The sequence below is a fragment of the Leucobacter celer subsp. astrifaciens genome (assembly GCF_001273835.1).
GTDB lineage: Bacteria > Actinomycetota > Actinomycetes > Actinomycetales > Microbacteriaceae > Leucobacter > Leucobacter celer.
The window spans coordinates 24110-43450 of sequence record NZ_JHEI01000135.1 but is presented as its reverse complement, the minus strand read 5'-3'; the positions used below and the strand labels follow the sequence as shown (position 1 = coordinate 43450).

At 70.5% G+C, this 19341-nt stretch carries 21 protein-coding genes and 1 tRNA gene; 10 read left to right on the top strand and 12 right to left on the bottom strand.

Features of this window, described 5'->3' with window-relative positions; translation table 11 throughout:
* Positions 1–16 precede the first annotated feature (16 nt).
* Positions 17–1324, top strand: coding sequence for a M1 family metallopeptidase (locus AMS65_RS06755; RefSeq protein WP_053383414.1), 1308 nt, complete (start codon positions 17–19; stop codon positions 1322–1324).
* A gap of 6 nt (positions 1325–1330) precedes the next feature.
* Here the strand turns inward: AMS65_RS06755 and AMS65_RS06750 are convergent, their stop codons facing one another.
* Together AMS65_RS06750 and AMS65_RS06745 are read right to left on the bottom strand one after the other, a co-directional pair.
* Positions 1331–1975, bottom strand: coding sequence for a 4'-phosphopantetheinyl transferase family protein (locus AMS65_RS06750; protein ID WP_053383413.1), 645 nt, complete (start codon positions 1973–1975; stop codon positions 1331–1333).
* A 300-nt stretch (positions 1976–2275) separates the two neighbouring features.
* A complete protein-coding gene (locus tag AMS65_RS06745; protein WP_053383412.1) occupies positions 2276–2740 on the bottom strand; it encodes a VOC family protein in 465 nt (154 codons plus the stop codon).
* A 104-nt stretch (positions 2741–2844) separates the two neighbouring features.
* Between AMS65_RS06745 and AMS65_RS06740 the strand changes: the two genes are divergently transcribed.
* Positions 2845–3825: a helix-turn-helix transcriptional regulator gene (locus AMS65_RS06740; protein WP_053383646.1), complete on the top strand. Its 981-nt coding sequence runs from the start codon at positions 2845–2847 to the stop codon at positions 3823–3825.
* A gap of 39 nt (positions 3826–3864) precedes the next feature.
* Here AMS65_RS06740 and AMS65_RS06735 read toward each other — a convergent pair.
* The 4 genes from AMS65_RS06735 to AMS65_RS06720 form a co-directional block, all read right to left on the bottom strand.
* Positions 3865–3937 (bottom strand) — tRNA-Arg (locus tag AMS65_RS06735).
* 15 nt (positions 3938–3952) lie between these two features.
* Positions 3953–4984 (bottom strand): phosphogluconate dehydrogenase (NAD(+)-dependent, decarboxylating), encoded by a 1032-nt coding sequence (gnd, locus tag AMS65_RS06730; protein ID WP_053383411.1) that lies wholly within the window; start codon positions 4982–4984, stop codon positions 3953–3955.
* Between the two features lie 48 nt (positions 4985–5032).
* Positions 5033–5614 carry a gluconokinase gene (locus AMS65_RS06725; protein WP_053383410.1) on the bottom strand — a complete coding sequence of 194 codons (582 nt, stop codon included), beginning with the start codon at positions 5612–5614 and terminating at the stop codon, positions 5033–5035.
* Between the two features lie 2 nt (positions 5615–5616).
* The gene (locus AMS65_RS06720; protein WP_053383409.1) at positions 5617–7008 is read right to left on the bottom strand and encodes a GntP family permease; all 1392 of its coding nucleotides are present in this window, start codon (positions 7006–7008) and stop codon (positions 5617–5619) included.
* 170 nt (positions 7009–7178) lie between these two features.
* On the opposite strand from AMS65_RS06720, the gene AMS65_RS06715 reads away from it, so the two are divergent.
* Positions 7179–7868, top strand: a complete 690-nt coding sequence (locus AMS65_RS06715) for a FadR/GntR family transcriptional regulator (RefSeq protein ID WP_053383408.1) — start codon at positions 7179–7181, stop codon at positions 7866–7868.
* A gap of 44 nt (positions 7869–7912) precedes the next feature.
* On the opposite strand, the gene AMS65_RS06710 is transcribed toward AMS65_RS06715, so the two are convergent.
* Both AMS65_RS06710 and AMS65_RS06705 read right to left on the bottom strand, forming a co-directional pair.
* Positions 7913–8482, bottom strand: a complete 570-nt coding sequence (locus tag AMS65_RS06710; protein WP_053383407.1) for an HhH-GPD-type base excision DNA repair protein — start codon at positions 8480–8482, stop codon at positions 7913–7915.
* 122 nt (positions 8483–8604) lie between these two features.
* On the bottom strand, positions 8605–9189 hold the full coding sequence (locus AMS65_RS06705) for a hypothetical protein (protein WP_053383406.1): 585 nt from the start codon (positions 9187–9189) through the stop codon (positions 8605–8607).
* Between the two features lie 70 nt (positions 9190–9259).
* Between AMS65_RS06705 and AMS65_RS06700 the strand changes: the two genes are divergently transcribed.
* Positions 9260–10525: an MFS transporter gene (locus tag AMS65_RS06700; RefSeq protein ID WP_241489367.1), complete on the top strand. Its 1266-nt coding sequence runs from the start codon at positions 9260–9262 to the stop codon at positions 10523–10525.
* Between the two features lie 35 nt (positions 10526–10560).
* Positions 10561–11205: a LysE family translocator gene (locus AMS65_RS06695; protein ID WP_053383404.1), complete on the top strand. Its 645-nt coding sequence runs from the start codon at positions 10561–10563 to the stop codon at positions 11203–11205.
* 11 nt (positions 11206–11216) lie between these two features.
* Here AMS65_RS06695 and AMS65_RS06690 read toward each other — a convergent pair whose 3' ends face one another.
* Genes AMS65_RS06690 through pepN form a run of 3 tightly spaced genes read right to left on the bottom strand, consistent with a single transcriptional unit; the run spans position 11217 to position 15157 of the window.
* Entirely contained in the window at positions 11217–11672 is a 456-nt protein-coding gene (locus AMS65_RS06690) for a globin (RefSeq protein WP_394324719.1), read from the bottom strand.
* Entirely contained in the window at positions 11669–12583 is a 915-nt protein-coding gene (locus tag AMS65_RS06685) for a mechanosensitive ion channel family protein (protein WP_053383403.1), read from the bottom strand. The genes AMS65_RS06690 and AMS65_RS06685 overlap by 4 nt, the downstream gene beginning before the upstream one ends.
* The gene (gene pepN, locus AMS65_RS06680) at positions 12584–15157 is read right to left on the bottom strand and encodes an aminopeptidase N (RefSeq protein WP_053383402.1); all 2574 of its coding nucleotides are present in this window, start codon (positions 15155–15157) and stop codon (positions 12584–12586) included. It lies immediately after the preceding gene.
* A 144-nt stretch (positions 15158–15301) separates the two neighbouring features.
* Here pepN and AMS65_RS06675 point away from each other — a divergent pair, with 144 nt between their 5' ends.
* From AMS65_RS06675 to AMS65_RS19380, 5 genes are all read left to right on the top strand, one after another.
* Positions 15302–15925, top strand: a complete 624-nt coding sequence (locus tag AMS65_RS06675) for a mycothiol-dependent nitroreductase Rv2466c family protein (RefSeq protein WP_053383401.1) — start codon at positions 15302–15304, stop codon at positions 15923–15925.
* 56 nt (positions 15926–15981) lie between these two features.
* Entirely contained in the window at positions 15982–16473 is a 492-nt protein-coding gene (locus AMS65_RS06670) for a ribose-5-phosphate isomerase (protein ID WP_053383400.1), read from the top strand.
* 5 nt (positions 16474–16478) lie between these two features.
* Entirely contained in the window at positions 16479–17474 is a 996-nt protein-coding gene (locus tag AMS65_RS06665; protein ID WP_053383399.1) for an Fpg/Nei family DNA glycosylase, read from the top strand.
* Between the two features lie 212 nt (positions 17475–17686).
* The gene (locus AMS65_RS06660) at positions 17687–18157 is read left to right on the top strand and encodes a hypothetical protein (RefSeq protein WP_241489366.1); all 471 of its coding nucleotides are present in this window, start codon (positions 17687–17689) and stop codon (positions 18155–18157) included.
* Complete coding sequence (locus AMS65_RS19380) at positions 18154–18309, top strand: hypothetical protein (protein WP_157502129.1); 156 nt, start codon at positions 18154–18156, stop codon at positions 18307–18309. The genes AMS65_RS06660 and AMS65_RS19380 overlap by 4 nt, the downstream gene beginning before the upstream one ends.
* On the opposite strand, the gene AMS65_RS06655 is transcribed toward AMS65_RS19380, so the two are convergent.
* Positions 18302–19246 (bottom strand): EamA family transporter, encoded by a 945-nt coding sequence (locus AMS65_RS06655; RefSeq protein ID WP_053383643.1) that lies wholly within the window; start codon positions 19244–19246, stop codon positions 18302–18304. The two genes, AMS65_RS19380 and AMS65_RS06655, sit on opposite strands and share 8 nt — an antisense overlap.
* Between the last annotated feature and the right edge of the window lie 95 nt (positions 19247–19341).

Genomic DNA, 19341 nt, shown 5'->3' with positions numbered 1-19341 from the left:
GCGGCCGCGGAACCCCATGCCGAAGAACTACACCCCCCGCAGCGGCGATGATCGCTACGCCGTCGAGCGCTATGAACTCGACCTCGCCTATACGCCGCGCACCAATCGGCTCGCCGGTCGTGCGGTGCTCAGCGTCGAGGTGCTCGAGCAGACCGACGCGCTGCGAGTCGATCTCGTCGGCCTGCGGGTCGGCAAGGTGCGGGTCGACGGGCGCACGCACCGGCTCGTGAAGCAGGGGGAGCACGCGGTGCAGATCCGCTTTCCGGAGCCGCTGCTGCTCGGGCGAAGAGTCGAACTCGAGGTGGAGTACGCCGGTCGCCCCGCCCCGCGCCGCTCGCGTTGGGGGCGCATCGGGTGGGAGGAGCTCGAGAACGGTGCGCTCGTGGCGGCGCAGCCGACCGGCGCGCCGAGCTGGTTCCCGTGCAACGATCGCATCGACGATCGCGCGCGCTACACGATCAGCCTCACCGTCGAGAGCGGGTTCTTCGTGGCCGCGACGGGCGTGCCGGGGCCCGTGACCCGGCGCGCGGGCGCACGCCGCTGGACCTTCGAGAGCGATGTGCCCACCGCCACCTACCTCGTCGCGGTGCACGTCGGGGAGTACGCGGAGTACCCGCTCGGACTGGGTCTCGGCGGCGGCCGCCTGGACGGGCGCCTGCTCACCGCCCCGGCCCAGTCCGAGGCCACGCTGCGCGCCTTCGCTCCCGTCTCCGAGATGATCCGCGTCTTCGAGGAGTGGTTCGGGCCGTACCCGCAGCACGACCTGACGATCGTGGTGACGGAGGAGGACCTCGAGATCCCCCTCGAGTCGCAGGGCCTGGTCACCTTCGGCATCAACCACAACGCCCCGGAGGAGCAGCGGCTCATCGCGCATGAACTCGCGCACCAGTGGTTCGGCAACAGCGTCGGGATCGCGAAGTGGCGCGACATCTGGCTCAACGAGGGCTTCGCCTGCTTCGCGGAGTGGGTGTGGTCGGAGGCGGCGGGGGGTCCGTCTATCGCGCAGCTCGCGGAGGAGCATCACGCGCGGATCGCGGAGCTGCCGCAGGATCTGCTGCTCGCGGATCCGGGGCCGGCCGACATGTTCGACGACCGCGTCTACAAGCGCGGCGCGCTGCTGCTCGAGGCGGTGCGCCGCACGATGGGGATCGAGGCCTTTCGCGGGCTGCTGCACGCGTGGGCGACCGGCAACGAGCACCGCCTGGTCGAGAGCACGCGGTTCATCGAGCTGGCGGAGTCGCTGAGCCCAGTGCCTCTCGAACGGGTGTGGAGGGAGTGGCTGCGCGGTACGCCGCTGCCGCTGCTGCCCGAGCCCGTCGCCTGATACTTTTCAGGCTGAGCCGCGGAGGTTCGCTCGTCCGGTCGCCGTGCTCAGCACTGCGACCAGCCCGTCAGGGAGGGTGAGGCGGGCATCGCGACCGGTCAACGCGGGGGATCCGTCGAGCGCGGGGGATCTCCACTCGCACGTCGCATCGGGCGTCGCCGCTTCGATCCGAGTCGCCGCTTCGATCCGCGTTGCCGCTTCGATCCGCGTTGCCGCAAAGTCGCCGTGCAGCCCGGTCCCTCGAGCCTTGGCCACGGCCTCGATCCGCGTCCAGTCCACTACGCGATCGGAGCCGATCGCCTCGCGCACCGCCCGGCGCCGGTCCTCGGTGTCGAGTTCGACGTCGACGGCGAACGAGGTCGCCTCCCGCGGTGCGACGCCGGCGACCACCAGCGGCCCGCTGTAGGCGACGCCGACGCGCGGCGCGGGGTCCTCGTCGACGGAGCGGCCCGCGCGCACGCGCAACGGTCCGTGCGGGCCGCCGCACCGCGGGCACACGGCGAAGAAGTCGACGTCGGTGCCGAGCCGGTCGGCCAGCAGGCGGCGCAGCAACGCGCGGCCGAGTGCGCGGCGCTCATCGGCCTGCATGGCGAGAGCCCATGAGATCCGAGCGTCGCCGAGCCGCAGCTCTTCCGCGGCCGTCGCGCTCATCCTTGCGTCCCTTCAGACGTCGGCCACACGTCGCTGAGCACCCGCGCGGTTTCCTCGGGCGCGAGACCCGCCTCGATCGCGGTCTCCGCCAGCCGCCGCGCCGAATTCGAGCACCTGCCGCGGCACCTCCCGGGAACGTCGATCTTGTTCAATGTATCCCTTCCGCTGCTACGATCGCAACGCCGCAGGAAGGCAGTGCGGCTCGTGCCACGAACAGCGAGGCCGGCGGTCACGCATGCGTGGGGCGGGCTGCTGCGGCGCGGGCGGTGCGCTTCCCGCGCCGCAGCGTGCGGGGCGGGGCTACTCGGCGGGATGCCCGGCGACGTCGATGATCCAGGTCACGCCGAAGGGATCGGTCACCATCCCGAACCCGGGGCTCCACGGCGAGGCGGTCAGCGGCTCGATCACCGCCGAGCGCTCGGCGAGCTTCTCCCAGTAGCGCTGCACCTCATCGAGGGTCTCGCCGCGGACGGAGACGAAGAACGATCGATCGGTGAGCGTCGCCCCGTTCTCGCGCACGGTCGTCCCGGCATTGCCGACCGAGCCGCCGGTCCGACCCGGGATGTCGTACACCATCACCCGGAACCCCTCGGGGGACTCGAGTTGGCCGAAGACGATGCCGTCGGCGCCCGGGGCGTCCTGGGGCATGCCGACATCGGAGTAGCTCGCGACGGTCATCCGCCCGCCGAAGACGGACCGGTAGAACTCCAGCGCCTGACGGGCGTCGCCGCGGAAGTTCAGATGTGTGGTCGTGGTGATGCTCATGGATGGCTCCTCGGTGTGATCGTCCGGGCGTGTTCCCGGCGCGCCCTCACTCTCGCAGTCATGTAGGTCGGATCTTGTCCTATACATGAATTAGTGTGGATCGCATGACCGCCCCGACATCGCGACTGCTGACGCTGCTGTCGCTGCTGCAGACCCGCCGAGAATGGCCCGGGGCTCTGCTGGCCGAGCGGCTCGGCGTCAGTCACCGCACCGTGCGCCGCGACATCGACCGGTTGCGCGAGATGGGCTACAACGTGCAGGCGACCATGGGACCCGACGGCGGCTACCGCCTCGACGCCGGCGCCGATCTGCCCCCTTTGCTGTTCGACGACGACCAGGCGCTCGCGCTGGCCCTCGCTCTCCAGACCACCGCGGTCGCGGGTTCCGGGCTCGAAGAGGCCGCGCTCCGGGCGCTCACCACTCTCAGGCAGCTCCTGCCGTCCCGGCTGCGCCACAGGCTCGATGGTCTGGAGGTCGTGCCGCTCCCCGGTCGCGCGGGAGACGCCCCGCCGGCACCGGTTTCACCGGACACCCTGGTGGAGATCTCAGCCGCGATTCGCGCGGGCCGGACCCTCACCTTCGACTACGCCTCCGGACAGGGCGGCCTCGAGCCGGCGCGGTGTCGGGTCGAACCCCACCACCTCGTGTTCAGCAGCGGGCGGTGGTACCTCCTGGCCTGGGATCCCGGCCGCGACGACTGGCGCACCTATCGCGTCGACCGCATCACTCCCCGGGCGCCCCACGGCAGCCGGTTCATCCCGCGTCGGGTGCCCGGCGGCGACGTCGCCGACTACGTCTCCGCCCGCTTCAAGGGATCCGAGCAGGCGGACCGATGGCCCTACACCGGAACCGTCATCCTGGGCCTCCCCGCGCGCGAGGTGCTGCCCTTCGCGGGCGACGGCAGCGTCGAGGATCTTCACGACGGCCGCTGCTCGCTGCGGTCCGGTTCCTGGTCATGGGTCGCCCTGGCCGCATCGCTCAACCGGTTCGACACCGACATCGAGGTCGTCGAGCCCCCGGAGCTCGGCGAAGCGTTCCGGATCCTCGCCGACCGGAACGCCGCGACCGCCGCGCGATCTCGATAGGGACGCGCGCACCGCCTCGAGCCGCCGCGCCCTCGCCAGTGCCCCCGGCAGGATTCGAACCTGCGACCAACGGATTAGAAGGCCGTTGCTCTATCCACTGAGCTACGGAGGCGACCTGTCCAGCGTACTACGGGCGCGGACCGCTTCCCGTCTCCAGCTCGCGGTGCCCGCCGAACTGCAGCCGCATGGCCGAGAGCAGCTGGTTGGCGTAGTGGTCCTCGCCGCGCGATGCGAATCGCCCGAACACGGAGGCCGCGAGCACGGGCACCGGCACGCCGACGTCGACGGCGGCCTTCACTGTCCAGCGTCCCTCACCGGAGTCGGAGACGCGACCCGCGAGACCCTCGAGCGACGGGTTCTCGTGCAGCGCGCTCGCGGTGAGATCGAGCAGCCACGAGGAGACCACCGAGCCGCGGCGCCACAGCTCGGCCACCTTCGCGGTGTCGATGTCGAACTGGTACAGCTCGGGCTCGTCGAGCGGCGCCACCTCCGCGGAGTGCTCCGCGCCCGCCAGCCCCGCGTCGGCGTGCTCGAGCAGGTTGAGCCCCTCGGCGAACGCGGCCATCATGCCGTACTCGATGCCGTTGTGCACCATCTTCACGAAGTGTCCGGCCCCGGTCGGGCCGCAGTGCAGGTAGCCGAGCTCCTCCGGCGCGTACTGGCCTTCGCGCCCGGGCGTGCGCTCCGCGTCGCCGGCGCCGGGGGCGAGCGCGCGCAGCAGCGGGTCGATTGCGGCGACCGCCTCGTCCGGCCCGCCGACCATGAGGCAGTAGCCGCGGTCCAGGCCGAACACGCCGCCGCTGGTGCCCACGTCGACGAAGTGGATGCCTCGTGCGGCGAGCGCTGCGCCGTGCCGCACGTCGTCCCGGTAGTGGGAATTGCCGCCGTCGATGAGGACGTCGCCGGGCTGCAGCAGCGCCGCGACACTCTCGACGGTCCGGGCGGTGAGCGCCGCCGGGATCATGAGCCAGATCGCGCGGGGCGAGGGGAGTGCCGCGACGAGCGCCTCGAGGCTGTCGACTCCGGTTGCGCCGTCGTGCTCGAGAGCGCTGACGGCCTGCGCGTCGACGTCGAAGGCGACGCACTCGTGTCCTGCGCGCATGACGCGGCGCGTGATATTCGCGCCCATGCGGCCGAGGCCGATGATTCCGAGGTGCACAGCGGTGTCCTTCCAGGGCAGGGTGCGGAGAGAGGGGGAGGGAGGGAGTCAGTCGTCGAGTTCGGTGGGAACGGCCGTGATGGCCCCGGTGGCGCCCGGCAGGCGGCTCAGCCCCAGACGCCGGACGATCTGCCCGGCGAGCTCGCGCGGAGAGCGGTCGACGCTGACGACGATCCCGTTCTCGTCGTCCTCGAGCGGTTCGAGCGTGGCGTACTGGGATCCGAGCAGCGTCTCGGGCATGAAGTGGTCGAGACGCCGGCTCAGGCGCTCCGACACGAGGGAGCGCGATCCCTCGAGGTGCACGAAGGCCACGCCCGGCCCGCCGATGCGGTCGCGGTAGACACGGCGCAGCGCGGAGCAGGTGACGATGCCGTGGGTGCCGGCCGCGGTGTGGCCGTGCACCCAGTCGGCGATGCGATCGAGCCAGGGCCAGCGATCCTCGTCGGTGAGCGGGGTGCCGGAGGCCATCTTGGCCACGTTGCCGGCCGGGTGGAAGTCATCTCCTTCCGCGAGGTCCCAGCCGAGCTGCCCGGCGAGCAGGCCGCCCAGCGTCGACTTGCCGGTGCCCGAGACCCCCATGATCACGAGCACCGTCGGGGGAGCGGGAGGGTATGCGGGATCCGGAGTCATCGTCACACCACCAGGTCCAGGAGCAGCACGCCGATGAGGCCGACCACGGAGATGAGGCACTCGAGCACCGTCCAGGTCTTGAAGTTCTGCGGCAGGCTCGTGCCGAGGTACTGCTTCACGAGCCAGAAGCCCGCGTCGTTCACGTGGGAGAGGAACACCGAGCCGCTGCCGATCGCGAGTACGAGCAGTGCCACCTCGGGAGAGGGGAGAGTCGCCGCGACGGGGGCCATGAGGCCCGCCGCGGTCACGGTGGCGACGGTGGCCGAGCCGGTGGCGACGCGCACGAGCACGGCGACGACCCAGCCGAGCAGCAGTACCGAGATGCCGCTGTCGATCACGGCCCGCGTGATGACCTCGCCGATGCCGGTGTCGATGAGCACCTGCTTGAACGCGCCGCCGGCGCCCACGATCAGCAGGATGCCCGCGATGGGCGGCAGGCTCGATTCGAGCGAGCGGGCCACGGCGGAGCGGTTCATCCCGCTGCCCGCGCCGAGCACGAAGATGCCGAAGATCACAGTGACCAGCAGTGCGATGGTCGGGGTGCCGAGGAAGCTGACGATGTTCCAGGCGATGCCGCTGGGCTCGGCGACGAAGACCTCGGTGAGGGCCTTCACCATCATGAGCACGACGGGCAGCAGGATGCTGGCGAGCGTCGCGGCGAACGAGGGGCGGGGGCGCTCGGCATCGCCGTCGTCGCTCGGGGTGCTGAACAGCTCGGGCACGGGAACGGGGGCCCACTTCGCCGCGTAGGTGCTGAAGAGCGGGCCCGCGACGATGATGGTGGGGATCGCCACGATCACGCCGAACGCGAGCGTGAGGCCGAGATTCGCCCCGAGCGTGTCGATGGCGACGAGCGGGCCGGGGTGCGGCGGCACGAGGCCGTGCATGGCTGAGAGGCCGGCGAGCGTCGGGATCGCGATCTTCATGAGCGGCAGGCCGGAGCGACGCGCCACGAGGATGATGATCGGGATCAGCAGCACGAGCCCGATCTCGAAGAACATGGGCAGGCCGATCACGGCGCCGACGACGCCCATGGTCCACGGCAGCATGCGCGGGCTCGAGCGGCTGACGAGCGTGTCGACCACCCGATCGGCGCCTCCCGAGTCGGCGAGGAGCTTGCCGTACATGGCGCCGAGGGCGATGAGCACGCCGACGCCGCCGACCGTGGAGCCGAAGCCCGCCGTGAAGCTGGTGAGGGCCTGCCCCGCCTCCATGCCCGCGGCGAGCCCGACGCCGAGCGCGCCGATGGTGAGCGCCAGGAAGGGGTGCACCCTGAGCCAGGTGATGAGCAGGATGATGACGGCGAAGCCGGCGAGGGCCGCCACGATGAGACGGCCGTCGGTGCCGACGGGAACGATCTCGTCCGCCAGTAGGAAGTGGTTCGCTGGAAACATCCTCGTTCCTTTGCTGAGTCCGGTGGGGGCGGGCCGACGAGCGGGGTGCCCGTCTGCGATTGATGAGAATATAGCTAAATAATCTGCTTATTTCAAGCAAGTAAAGATTTAAAGACGTTTTTATTTCGAGATTGATCAAGGAAATCTGCCGATAGGCCTACGCTGGAGTGATGAACCACGGTCCGTTGCACTCCGAGATCCTCGAACGATGGGGAGCGGATATCGCCGCCGGGCGCCGCCCCGCGGGCGAGCGCGTCTCCATGGAGGAGGCCGCGGCCGAGTACGGCGTCTCGCGCAGTGTGATCCGGGAGGCGGTGCGGGTGCTCGAGTCGCTCGGCATGGTCGAGACCCGGCAGCGGGTCGGGATCACGGTGCTGCCCTCGGCGTCGTGGAGCCCCTTCGATGAGCGGGTGCTGCGCTGGCGCCTGGACGGTCCGGATCGTGCTGCGCTGCTGCGCACGCTGAGCGAGTTGCGGGCGGCGATCGAACCGGCAGCGGCGCGCCTCGCCGCGCAGCACGCTACGCCGGAGCAGTGCGGAGCCCTCGCCGCCGCCTACGTCGGCATGGCCTCGACCTCGCGCGCCGCCGATGCCGACGAGTATCTCTCGTGCGACATCGCGTTCCACCGCACGCTGCTCGAGGCCTCGGGCAACGAGATGTTCGCGAGCCTGGGGGCGATCGTGATCGCCGTGCTGGAGGGCCGCACCCACCACGAGCTCATGCCGACGGTGGCGAACACCGAGGCGCTGCGACTCCACGCGGAGATCGCCGCTGCGGTGCGCACGGGTGACGGTGCGGCGGCGGAGGCGGCTGCCCGCGCGATCGTCGAGGAGGCGCGCGACGCGATGCTGCGGGAGTGATCCCGAGGGGTGACCCGGAGCCCGCGCTCGCGAGCGCTCCGGGGTCAGCCGCGCTTGGCTGCGGCCTTCGCCGCGCGCTTGGTCTCGCGCACCTTGAGCAGCGTCTCGGGGGAGACGATGTCGGCCACGCTGCGGAAGGACCCCTCTTCGCCGTAGGGCGCTGAGGCCTCGCGCCAGCCGGCGCCGTCGAAACCGCGCTGCTTGCCGAGCAGGGCGAGGAAGATCTTCGCCTTCTGCTCGCCGAATCCGGGCAGCGCCTTGAGGCGCTTCAGCACGGTGGCGCCGTCGGGATCCCCCTCCGTCCAGATGGCCGAGGCGTCGCCGTCCCAGTCGTCGAGCAGCGCGCGGCAGAGGGTCTGCACGCGGCCCGCCATCGAGCCGGGGAAGCGGTGCACCGCCGGCGTCTGCTTGAAGGCCGCGGCGAAGTCGTCGGGATCCGTCGCTGCGATCGTGCGGGCGTCGACCGCGCCGACGCGCTCCCGGATCTTGAGCGGCCCGGAGAACGCGACCTCCATGGCCACCTGCTGGTCGAGCAGCATGCCGATGAGCAGCGCGAGGGGGTTCTCGGTGAGGAGTTCGTCGGCTTCGGTGTCGTCGGTGAGATGGAGGCTCATGATGCCAGTGTATGCAGGACCGGCGACGGCTGCCAGCGAGGGCCGCGAGGGGTCAGCAGCCGGGGCGAAAGCAGGGGCGGCAGGGGGCAAGGGGGCAGCGCAGGGGAGCGCTGCCGCGAAGGCTAACCTCCCGCCGCATCCCACACCGCCCAGACGACGACGGCCAGGGGGACGAGGATCGCCGCCCAGACCAGGGGCTCGCCGATCATCTCGCCGAAGCCGGCGGCCCTGCCGTACCGTCGGGAGGCCTGGAGCGGCGTCAGCGGCTCGCTGACGACGACCGGTTCGCAGCCGAGGGCTGCCAGGCTCCGCACCACCCCGACGTCGCGAGGAGTGAAGGCGATGACGGTCCGGCCCCCGCGCCGGAGGACGATCCGCGGAACGGACGATGCTCCGGCGCGCGCCGGGAGATGCAGCGCCCGCAGCAGAACGACCTCGTCGATCTCCGCCGCCGATACCGACCGGCGAGGCCTCAGCACGTATCGGACCGTGATCAGGCTCCCGTCCACCGATGCTTCGACGAAGCGGGAGAAGATGAGGGCTCCTGCGCCCAGGGCGATGCCCGCGACGAGACCGAGGACCGCGGGCACGACGGTAGCCCCCGACCACGGACCGAGCGCCGACCAGGCGATTCCGAACCACACCAGGCAGCTGACGAACAGGGTGCACGCCACGGCGAGGTACGTACGACCGGCCGTCACCGACACGGACTGCTCCCGAGCGCCTCGGCGGCGGTATCGTCCGTGGGGTCGAGGCTCATGGCAGTAGTCTATGAGCATGCAGGGGGTCGAGGATCCGCGCCGTTTCGCGGCGCTCAGGAATCGGAACTCCGGCACCTACATCGCGGGCGGCGCGCTGTCGATGATGGCGGACAACGTCGAGCACGTGCTCGCCTACTGGGTGCTGTGGCAGACCTTCCAATCGCCCTGGCTGGTCGGCTTCCAGATCGTGAGCCACTGGCTGCCGTTCCTGCTCTTCTCGGTGTACGCGGGAGCGCTGGCCCAGCGCTTCGACTGTCGTCGCATCATCCAGATCGCGCAGGCGCTCTTCATGCTCGTCTCGATCTGCTGGGGTGTGCTGTTCCTCACCGGCACGCTGGAGCTCTGGCACGCCTGCGTCCTCCTCGTGCTGCACGGGATGGCCGGCTGCCTGTGGATGCCCGCCGAGCAGTTGATGCTCTACGATTTCGTGGGGCCGAGGCAGCTGCCGAGCGCGGTGCGGATCAACGCGACCTTCCGCAGCCTCGCGTTCATCGCGGGCCCGGTCGTCGGCTCGGCGCTGCTGATTGGGATCGGCCCGGCGTACGGCATGTTTGTGAACGTCCTCTTCTATCTGCCGCTCACGATCTTCCTCTTCCGCACCCGCTTCACCGGGCACGCGCGCGGAGGCGGCCCGGACGTCGCTGAACGGCCGACGCCGCCGCGCATGTCGTTCTTCGCGGCGTTCTCGGTGCTCGGCACGGTGCGGCGGCACCGGCAGATCCTCGGCATGATCATGCTCACCGCGCTCGCGGGGATGACGATCGGCCACCTGCTGCAGAACGCGATGCCGGAGTTCGCGGAGATCCTCGGCGGCGGCGCGGGCGGCGCGGCCTATGGGATCCTGCTCTTCGCGAACGGCGCGGGAGGGGTGATCGGTGGATTCCTCCTCGAGGCGACGCGGAAGGTGCCGCCGACGGCCCCCACGGCGGTCGGCAGCGCGATCCTGCTCGGCGTCGCCGTGGTCGTGTTCGCGAGCAGCGGGAGCCTCGTCGTCGCGGTGATCGCGCTCGCCATCGGCGGTCTCGCGAAGATCACCGCGGAGTCGACCGAGATGAGCATCGTGCAGTTGCAGGCGCCCGATGCCGAGCGGGGCCGCGTGATCGGAGCCTACACGATGTTCAGCTCGGGCACGATGACCTTCGGGGGTGTCACCGCGGGACTGCTGGGATCGCTCTTCGGGATCCAGTCCGCGGTGCTGCTCGCGGGAGTGGTGCTGCTCGTCGGCGCGTCGGCCGTCGGCGTCTGGCTGCTGGCGCCCCGGAGGCGCGGGAACGACTCCTAGCAGCGCGGCGGCCCGGGCGCGACTAAGATCGACGCATGGTGCCGATGGAGAATCTGATCGCGTTCGGGATCGCGGCGTTCATCCTGATCGTCGTTCCCGGGCCGAGTGTGCTCTTCATGATCGGCCGTTCGCTCGCCCTGGGCCGTGCCGGCGGAATGCTGAGCGTGCTGGGCAACACGATCGGCAGCGCCCTGCTCGTGGTCGCGGTCGCACTGGGAGTGGGCGCGATCGTCGCCGCCTCGGCGGTGCTGTTCACCGCGCTGAAGCTCGGGGGAGCCGCCTACCTCGTGTACCTCGGGGTGCAGGCGATCCGCCATCGTCACGATGCGGCGAGCACCGAGGTGCCGCAGATCCGCTTGAGCTGGCGGAGGCAGGTGATGCAGGGCCTGGTGGTCGGCGTCACCAACCCCAAGTCGATCGCCTTCTTCGTCGCGGTGCTGCCCCAGTTCGTCAGCCGGGAGTCCGGCGCGATCCCGATGCAGATGCTGACGCTCGGCCTGATCTGCGTGGCGATCGGGACGATCTGCGACTCGGCGTGGGTGTTCGCCGCCAGCGCCGCCCGCGGGTGGTTCGGGCGCTCCCCGAAGCGGCTGGCGGCTCTCGGCGCGGTCGGAGGCGGCTTCCTCATCACGCTCGGCGGCGTGCTGGCGTTCTCCGGATCGCGGCAGACCGCGGTCTGAGCGCGCCGGGTTCACTCGAAGCGGTTGACCATCGCGAGGGCGGCGCGCTCGATGTAGTCGCGGAACGCGGCGTCGTGCATCGGCGGCAGCGCGACCTCGTCGAGGGCGGCGTGCATGTGCATGAGCCAATGCTCCTTCGCCTCGGGGGTGACGGGGAAGGGCGCGTGCCGCATCCGCAGGCGCGGGTGCCCGCGCTGCTCCGAGTAGGTGGTCGGGCCGCCCCAGTACTGCTCGAAGAAGGTGCGCAGTCGCCAGATGGCGCCCTCCCAGTCGGCATCCGGGTACATGGGGGCGAGCAGCGGGTCCTCGCGCACGCCCCGGTAGAAGGCGCGCACGAGCCGCTCGAATGTCTCGGTGCCGCCCACCTGCGACCAGACGGTGTCGGTCACGGCCTCGCCGCTCTCGCCGGAGCGCAGGGTGAGCCTGGGCTGGGGTGCGGGATCCGGCCTGCTCTGCTCGATCGTCACTTGCCACCTCCGGGGTACTGCGGCAGTTCGGTGGCGAGCTGGATGCCCGCCGCCGTGAAGTTGCGCACCAGCACGGGGCGGAGGGCGCGCTGCACGGCCCACTGCGCCTCCGGGCGGGTGCGGATCGCGAGGCGCATCGTCACCCGATCGCCGAAGGCGCTCTCCACACCCCAGACCTCGGGAGAACCGGTGATCTTCCGGGCCGTCTCCGGGGCCTCCAGGAGCTCGCGCGCGGAGTCGAGCGCCACACGCTCCACCTCACGCAGATCGGCGTCGGCCTCGACCGTGATGTCGATGAGCGCGCGACCCCAGCCCTGGGAGGCATTGCCGAGCGTGAGGATCTCACCGTTGCGCACGAACCACAGCGTGCCGTCGACGGCGCGCACCTGCGTCACGCGGATCCCCACGTCCTCCACCGTGCCGCTGACCTCTCCGATGGTGATCGCGTCGCCGACGCCGAGCTGATCCTCGAAGACCATGAAGATGCCGTTGAGGATGTCCTTCACGATGTTCTGCGCGCCGAAGGCGAGGGCCGCGCCGATGATGCCGGCCGAGGCGACCAGCGCGCCGACGTTCACCTCCAGCTCCGTGAGCACGAGGATCAGCGCGATCGTCACGATGATCCAGGTGATCGCCGCGCGACCGACGGTGCCGAGCGTGCGGGTGCGCTGCACCGCACGCGCGTTGACGTACGGTGCAGCCTGGATCTCGGAGGTGGTATCGACGTTCTGGGCGCGCTTCACGCCGCTCACGATGCGGGTCACCGTGCGCATGAGCAGGCGCCGCAGCACCCAATTCAGCAGTACCGCGATCACGATGATCAGCAGGATGCGCAGCGGCACCTGATACGTCGCGAAGAAGTCGCCGAGCGCCTGGCCCACGACCTCCTCCACCTCTTCGGCCCCGTCCACTCAGACCCCCTGATCGACCCGCTGGGCGCGCAGCGCGCGCTCCACGCCCGAGAGGTGCTCTGCGACCATGCGGCGCGGGGCCGCCGGAGCCTCGGGGTGGGCCTCGAGCCAGGCGCGCGTCGCGGCCGCGAGTTCCGCGTTCGCAAGCGGCGCCGGGTAGAAGCCCTCGATGAGCTCCTCGGCGATGGCGTAGCTGCGCGACTCCCAGACGGTGAGCAGCGCGTCGAAGAAGCGCTCCACGTAGGGTTCGAGCAGCGCGAGGTCGTGCGCCCGGGCGAAGCCGAGGCCCGTGGCGCGGACGATGGCGTTGGGCTTGTCGCTGTCGTCGAACACGGAGGCCCAGGCGCGGGCCTTGTCGGCGGCCGTGGGCAGGGCCGCACGAGCGTGCGCGGCGGACTGGTTGCCGGTGGCGGTGCGATCCTCGGCGAGCCGCGCCTCGATCTGCTCGCCGGACGCGCGCCCGCCGGCCGCGAGCGTGATGAGCAGCTCCCAGCCCAGGTCGGTGTCGACGTCGAGACCGTCGAGGGGGAGCGAGCCGTCGAAGAGGCCCTGCACCGTCTCGAGCTGCTCCTCGCTCGCGGCCAGCTGGCCGAAGGCCTTGACGAACTGGAACTGGTTGTCGGATCCGGGCTCGGCGTCGACCGCGAGGCGCCAGAGCGCGTCGGCCACGCGCTCCAGTGTCGCCTGCCGCTTGGCCGGTGCGACGTAGCTGGAGGCGGCGAGCAGCAGCTGGTTCAGCAGTGTGCGCAGCGTGGTCGAGGCCGTCTCGCGCGCGACGTGCTCGAGCACGATGTCGACGAAGCGGGAGGCCGGGAACTCGGCGTCGCGGGTCGCGTCCCAGAGGGTGCCCCACACGAGGGCGCGGGGGAGCGAGTCCTCGAAGGCGCCGAGATGCGCCGCTGCGGTGTCGAGCGAGCGATCGTCCAGGCGGATCTTCGCGTACGTCAGATCGTCCTCGTTGAGCAGGAGCAGATCGGGCTGCTGCACGCCGACCAGCTCGGGCACCTCGGTGCGCGCGCCGTCGACGTCGAGTTCGATGCGCTGCACGCGGCGGACGACCCCGCCCTCGACCGAGTAGAGGCCGACCGCGATGCGGTGCGGGCGGATGGTGGGGTATTCGTCGATCGCCGTCTGCTCGATCGCGAAACTCGTGTACCGCCCGTCGGCGTCGAGCTCGAAGACCGGACGCAGCGTGTTCACACCGGCGGTCTCGAGCCACAGCTTCGACCACTCGGCAAGATCGCGGCCGCTCTGCGCCTCGAGCTCCGTGAGCAGATCGGTGAGCTCGGTGTTGGAGTGGTGGTGCTTCACGAAGTAGTCGTGCACGCCGCGCATGAAGGGCTCGCGGCCGACCCAGGCGACGAGCTGCTTGAGCACCGAGGCGCCCTTGGCGTAGGTGATTCCGTCGAAGTTGACGAGCACGTCTTCGAGATCGCGGATCTCGGCGACGATCGGGTGCGTCGAGGGCAGCTGATCCTGGCGGTAGGCCCACGACTTCTCGGAGGCGACGAAGGTGGTCCAGCACTCGTCCCACTCCGTGGCCTCGGCCACCCCGAGGGTCGACATGTACTCGGCGAACGACTCGTTCAGCCACAGGTCGTTCCACCAGCGCATCGTGACGAGATCGCCGAACCACATGTGCGCCAGCTCGTGCAGGATCGTGACCACCCGGCGCTCGCGCATGGCGTCGGTGACCTGGCTGCGGAAGACGTAGGCCTCGGTGAAGGTGACCGCTCCGACGTTCTCCATCGCGCCCATGTTGTACTCGGGCACGAAGAGCTGGTCGTACTTGTCGAAGGGGTACGGGTAGTCGAACTGCTCCTCGAAGAACGCGAATCCCTCGCGCGTCTTCTCGAAGATGTAGTCGGCGTCGAGGTACTCGGCGAGCGAGGCGCGGCAGAACACGCCCAGGGGGATCGTGCGACCGTCGCGGCTCGTGAGCTCCGAGCGCACCACGCGGTAGGGGCCGGCGATGAGGGCGGTGATGTAGCTCGACATGACCGGGGTGGGCTCGAACACCCAGGTCGCGGCGGGCTCGGTGTCGCGCTCGCCTGTCGGCGTCGGCGTCGGCGTCGGCTCCGGGGTCGGCTGGTTGCTCACGACCTGCCAGCGCGCGGGGGCGGTGACGGTGAACTGGAAGGTCGCCTTGAGATCGGGCTGCTCGAAGACCGCGAACATGCGGCGCGAGTCCGGCACCTCGAACTGCGAGTAGAGGTAGACCTCGCCGTCGGCGGGATCGACGAAGCGGTGCAGGCCCTCGCCGGTGTTGGTGTAGCGCTGGGTCGAGGCGATGCGCACCGTGTTGTCGGCGGCGAGGCCGGGCAGCTGCACGCGGGAGTCGGCGAAGAGCTCCGTCGGGTCGAGCGCCGCACCGTTCAGCTCGATGCTCTCGACCGAGTCGGCGATGAGGTCGACGAAGGTCGATGCTCCCTCCGCAGCCGAGAAACGGATGGTCGTGACGGCCGCGAAGGTCTCCGGGCCGGTGGTGAGGTCGAGCGCGACCTCGTACCTCTCGGTCGAGACGAGCCCTGCGCGTTCGCGGGCCTCTTCGCGGGTGAGGTTCGTTCCTGGCACTGCTGCTCCTGACGAGTGATCGGACGGTGCGCGCGGCTCGGGGCCGGCGTCGATATGTACGACGTCAAGCCTATGCCCGGGTGCTGGGCGAGCGCGTGGAATGACGGGTTCCGCGGGCCTCCCGTCGCTCGATAGGCTGGGCGCATGAGCAACGCAGCAGGATCATCAGCAGCCTCTCCGTCGGTCGAGTTCTACTTCGATCCGATTTGTCCGTGGTGCTGGATGACGAGCCGCTGGGCGGCCGAGGTCGCCGAGGTGCGCGGCTTCGAGATCGCCTGGCATCCGATCAGCCTGCAGATCATCAACGAGGACAGTGAGCCCGGGCCCTACACGGAAAGCCTCAGGAACGGGCACCGCGCCGGCCGGGTGATCGAGGCCGCGAGGCGCGCGCACGGCGAGGGGGTCGTCGGCGGGCTGTACACCGAGTTCGGCACCCGGATCCATCCCGGCGGCCGCGAGGACTTCGACGCCATCATCGCGGAGGGGCTCGCCGCGCTCTCGCTCGACGCCTCGCTCGCGGAAGCCGCGGACGACGAGCAGTACGACGCGCAGCTGCGGGAGAACACCGGCCACGCGCTCGAGATCGCCGGACCCGACGTGGGGGTGCCGATCATCTCGGTCGACGGGGTGTCCTTCTTCGGTCCGGTCGTGACCCCCGCGCCGACGGGGGAGCAGGCGCTGCAGTTGTGGGACGGCATCGTGATGGCGGCGGGTGTGCCCGGCTTCTACGAGCTGAAGCGAGGGCGCACGAAGGGCCCGCAGTTCTGACCTCCGGCGGCACCGCGGCACCGAGGCTCCCCGGCGATCCCGGTAGTCTTGATCCCATGCGCATTCACGTTGCCACGGACCACGCCGGACTCGAATTCAGTCAGCAGCTGCAGCAGCACCTGAGCGATCAGGGCCACCAGGTCGTCGACCACGGACCCCAGGAGTACGACGCGCTCGACGACTACCCCTCGTTCTGCATCAACGCCGCACTCGGGGTGGCCCGCGACGAGCGCGACGGCGTCGAGGCGCTCGGGGTCGTCTTCGGGGGCTCGGGCAACGGGGAGCAGATGGCGGCGAACAAGGTCGAGGGGATCCGCGCCGCGCTGGTGTGGAACGAGTCGACCGCCGCGCTCGCCCGCGAGCACAACAACGCCAACGTGATCTCGATCGGCGCCCGGCAGCATCCGCTCGAGGATGCGATCCGGTTCATCGACCTGTTCATCGCGACCCCCTTCCCCGGCGACGAGCGTCACGTGCGGCGCGTGGCACAGCTCGGCGAGTACGAGCGCACCGGTGCCATCGTCGGCAAGCAGGTCGACGAGCGCTAGACACCATGCCCGAAGGCCACTCCGTCCACCGCATCGCCCGCCAGTTCGGCACCAACTTCGTGGGCACCGCTCCCGAGGTGACGAGCCCGCAGGGGCGCTTCGCCCAGGGGGCGGCGATCCTGAGCGGTCACGAGATGACCGACGCCCGGGCCGTGGGCAAGCAGATGTTCCTCGAGTTCGAGGGCGACCACTGGCTGCGCGTGCACCTGGGCATCTACGGCGCCTGGGATTTCGCGGGCGAGGTGCGCATCGATCCGTCGATCCAGATCCACGCGACGAAGTTCGGCCGCGGCAGGCTCGGCCAGACGGGTATGGCGGGCGTCGTCGACCGGGACGGGGAGGATTCCGTCACCTCGATCGGCGCGCCGCGCCGCGCCCGTGTCGCGCACGTGCGCATGGCGGAGCGCGACCGCGCCGAGGAGGAGAACGGCGACTTCCCGCCCGATCCGGTCGGCCAGGTGCGGGTGCGCCTGCTGAACGAGACGGTGTGCGCCGATCTGCGCGGCCCGACGGCCTGCGAGGTGCTGACTCCCGCGGAGGTCGACGCCGTGATCCAGCGGCTGGGTCCGGATCCCGCGAACGCGAACACCCCGGCCGAGCGCCGGCGCTTCGTGGAGCGCGCGCACAAGAAGAAGACCCCGATCGGCCTGGTGCTGATGGACCAGTCGGTGGTGGCCGGCATCGGCAACGTCTACCGCGCCGAGATGCTGTTCCGCGCCGGGCTCGACCCGCACGCCCCGGCCAACTCGCTCGATCCCGCCGTGCTCGAGGCGCTCTGGGACGACTGGGCGCACCTGCTCGAGGTCGGCATCACCGTCGGGCAGATGATCACGATCGACGGGCTCGAGGGCGCGGCCTATCAGCAGGCCCTCGCGGATCGGGACGAACGGCACTGGGTGTACAAGCTGGAGGGCACGCCCTGCAAGCGCTGCGGCACCAACATCCAGCTCGAGGAGTTCGGCGCGCGCAAGCTCTACTGGTGCCCGAGCTGCCAGTCCTGACGCAGTCAGGTGGACAGCCATTTCTGGCTGTCCATGGCAGCTCCCGAGGGCGTCTCGCCCTCGGTGCAGCGCGCTGCGTCGTGCGCGCGCGTGCTGCCAGTCCTGACGCAGCCAGCGCGATCCGAGCGAGAGCTTGTTAGGCTGGAGCGCGCAGGCGATCCGTCCAGCGGGCCTCAGCCTGCAGTCCATGACGAACCGATTGAGGGGAAGCGATGACCTCCGTGAGCGCACCGCCGTCTCAGCAGGATCGACGGTCCGAGACCGAGACGATCCCCGTCGAGGCGGCCCCCGCTGCGGGAGCACCCGCGCCGGAACGGTCGGCGGCCGACCGGTTCATGCGAGCGCTGCTGCGCGTTCGCGAGGTGGACCGCTCTCCGCGTGTGGAGCGCGAGGCGCATCGCGGCTTCCGCGTCTCCATGGTCGTCTCCGGGGTGCGCTGCCTGATCACGTACCTGCTCGTGCCGATCCTCGTTCCCATCCTCGGCTTCGCCGGGGTGTTCGCCGCTCCCGTCGGCATCCTGCTGTGCCTCGTCGCAGGGGTGAACGGCGTGATCAGCGTGCGGCGGTTCTGGATCGGCGACCACCGCTATCGCTGGATGTACACCTGGTTCATCGCCATCGTGTTCGTGATCCTCGCCATCGCCATGGCCACCGACATCTCCAGGATCGCGAGCGCGCTGTGACGTCGCCGACGGATCGTGAGGACGAGCGAATCGCGAACAGCTCCGAGGAGTCGCCGCAGGATCTGCCGCCGAAGGCGTGGGTGACGCTCGTGCTCTTCGCCGCATTCGTCATCGCGTTCGGCACCTGCGCGTCGACGTTCATGTTCAACTAGACGAGGGCGCTCTTCGCTTCCGCGCGCCCAGCAGCTCGCCGACCTTGACGGTGACGACTCCCGCCACGATGAGCGCGGCGCCGATCCATTGCGCCCCCGAGGGCACGACCGCGAGCAGCACGATGGTCCAGAAGATGCCGAACAGGGGCTCCGAGTACCCCGTGAAGCTGGCCACGGTGGCTCCGAGACGGCGGGAGGCCGATACGCCGAGCACGTACGCCACCACCGTCGAGATCAGCGCCATGCCCGCGACGACGGCGACCGGCGAGAGTTCGACGCTCGCGATGACCGGCGCGGCGTCGGTGACGGTGAAGGGGAGCAGGCCGATCGCGCTCGCGATGACCAGCGCGACGGCCGCCACGGCGAGCCCGAGGCCCACGAAGGGCAGCGGCGGGATCCCGTGGCCGCTCGCGGCGCCGGTGGCGTAGTAGGCGGCGTTGCCGATCGCCGCGATGAGCGCGAACAGGATGCCGAGCGGGTGCAGCGCGCCCCCGAAGCCGACGCCGGAGACCGCGATGAGGCCCAGGACCGCGATGGCGGCCCCGAGCAGCGTCACGCCCGACGGCGCGACCCGGGTACGCAGCCACATCCAGAGCATCAGCAGCACCGGGCCCATGAACTCAATGAGCAGCGCGAGGCTCGGCGGGATGAACTCGACCGCCAGGAAGAAGGCGAGCTGGCATCCGGCCACGGCCAGCAGTCCGAAGAGCAGGATCGGCCACCAGGCCCGCCGCACGAGATCCCACTTCCCGCGCAGGGCGAGCACGGTCGGCACGGCGAGTATGAGCGCCGCGACGAGGATGCGCGCCGAGGCGGCCGCGCCGGCGCTCCAGCCCGCCGAGATGAGCGCGCTCGCGAAGATGCCGGAGAGCGCGAAGCTCGCCGCCGAACCGATCGCGAGCAGAAAACCGGCAACGGGCAGGCGCGCGGCACTCACCGTGGTCACCTCCGTGCTGTCGATATCGCCGCGACCCGTGGCGGCACACTCTGCGAGCGTATCGTGTTCCGGCGTCACACGGCACGCCGGGGGCC

Excerpts from the sequence above, each read along its gene's own strand:
- AMS65_RS06755 (WP_053383414.1), top strand. The coding sequence starts at position 17 with ATGCCGAAGAACTACACCCCCCGCAGCGGCGATGATCGCTACGCCGTC.
- AMS65_RS06750 (WP_053383413.1), bottom strand. The coding sequence starts at position 1,975 with ATGAGCGCGACGGCCGCGGAAGAGCTGCGGCTCGGCGACGCTCGGATC.
- AMS65_RS06745 (WP_053383412.1), bottom strand. The coding sequence starts at position 2,740 with ATGAGCATCACCACGACCACACATCTGAACTTCCGCGGCGACGCCCGT.
- AMS65_RS06740 (WP_053383646.1), top strand. The coding sequence starts at position 2,845 with ATGACCGCCCCGACATCGCGACTGCTGACGCTGCTGTCGCTGCTGCAG.
- AMS65_RS06725 (WP_053383410.1), bottom strand. The coding sequence starts at position 5,614 with ATGACTCCGGATCCCGCATACCCTCCCGCTCCCCCGACGGTGCTCGTG.
- AMS65_RS06720 (WP_053383409.1), bottom strand. The coding sequence starts at position 7,008 with ATGTTTCCAGCGAACCACTTCCTACTGGCGGACGAGATCGTTCCCGTC.
- AMS65_RS06715 (WP_053383408.1), top strand. The coding sequence starts at position 7,179 with ATGAACCACGGTCCGTTGCACTCCGAGATCCTCGAACGATGGGGAGCG.
- AMS65_RS06710 (WP_053383407.1), bottom strand. The coding sequence starts at position 8,482 with ATGAGCCTCCATCTCACCGACGACACCGAAGCCGACGAACTCCTCACC.
- AMS65_RS06700 (WP_241489367.1), top strand. The coding sequence starts at position 9,260 with ATGCAGGGGGTCGAGGATCCGCGCCGTTTCGCGGCGCTCAGGAATCGG.
- AMS65_RS06695 (WP_053383404.1), top strand. The coding sequence starts at position 10,561 with ATGGTGCCGATGGAGAATCTGATCGCGTTCGGGATCGCGGCGTTCATC.
- AMS65_RS06675 (WP_053383401.1), top strand. The coding sequence starts at position 15,302 with ATGAGCAACGCAGCAGGATCATCAGCAGCCTCTCCGTCGGTCGAGTTC.
- AMS65_RS06670 (WP_053383400.1), top strand. The coding sequence starts at position 15,982 with ATGCGCATTCACGTTGCCACGGACCACGCCGGACTCGAATTCAGTCAG.
- AMS65_RS06665 (WP_053383399.1), top strand. The coding sequence starts at position 16,479 with ATGCCCGAAGGCCACTCCGTCCACCGCATCGCCCGCCAGTTCGGCACC.
- AMS65_RS06660 (WP_241489366.1), top strand. The coding sequence starts at position 17,687 with ATGACCTCCGTGAGCGCACCGCCGTCTCAGCAGGATCGACGGTCCGAG.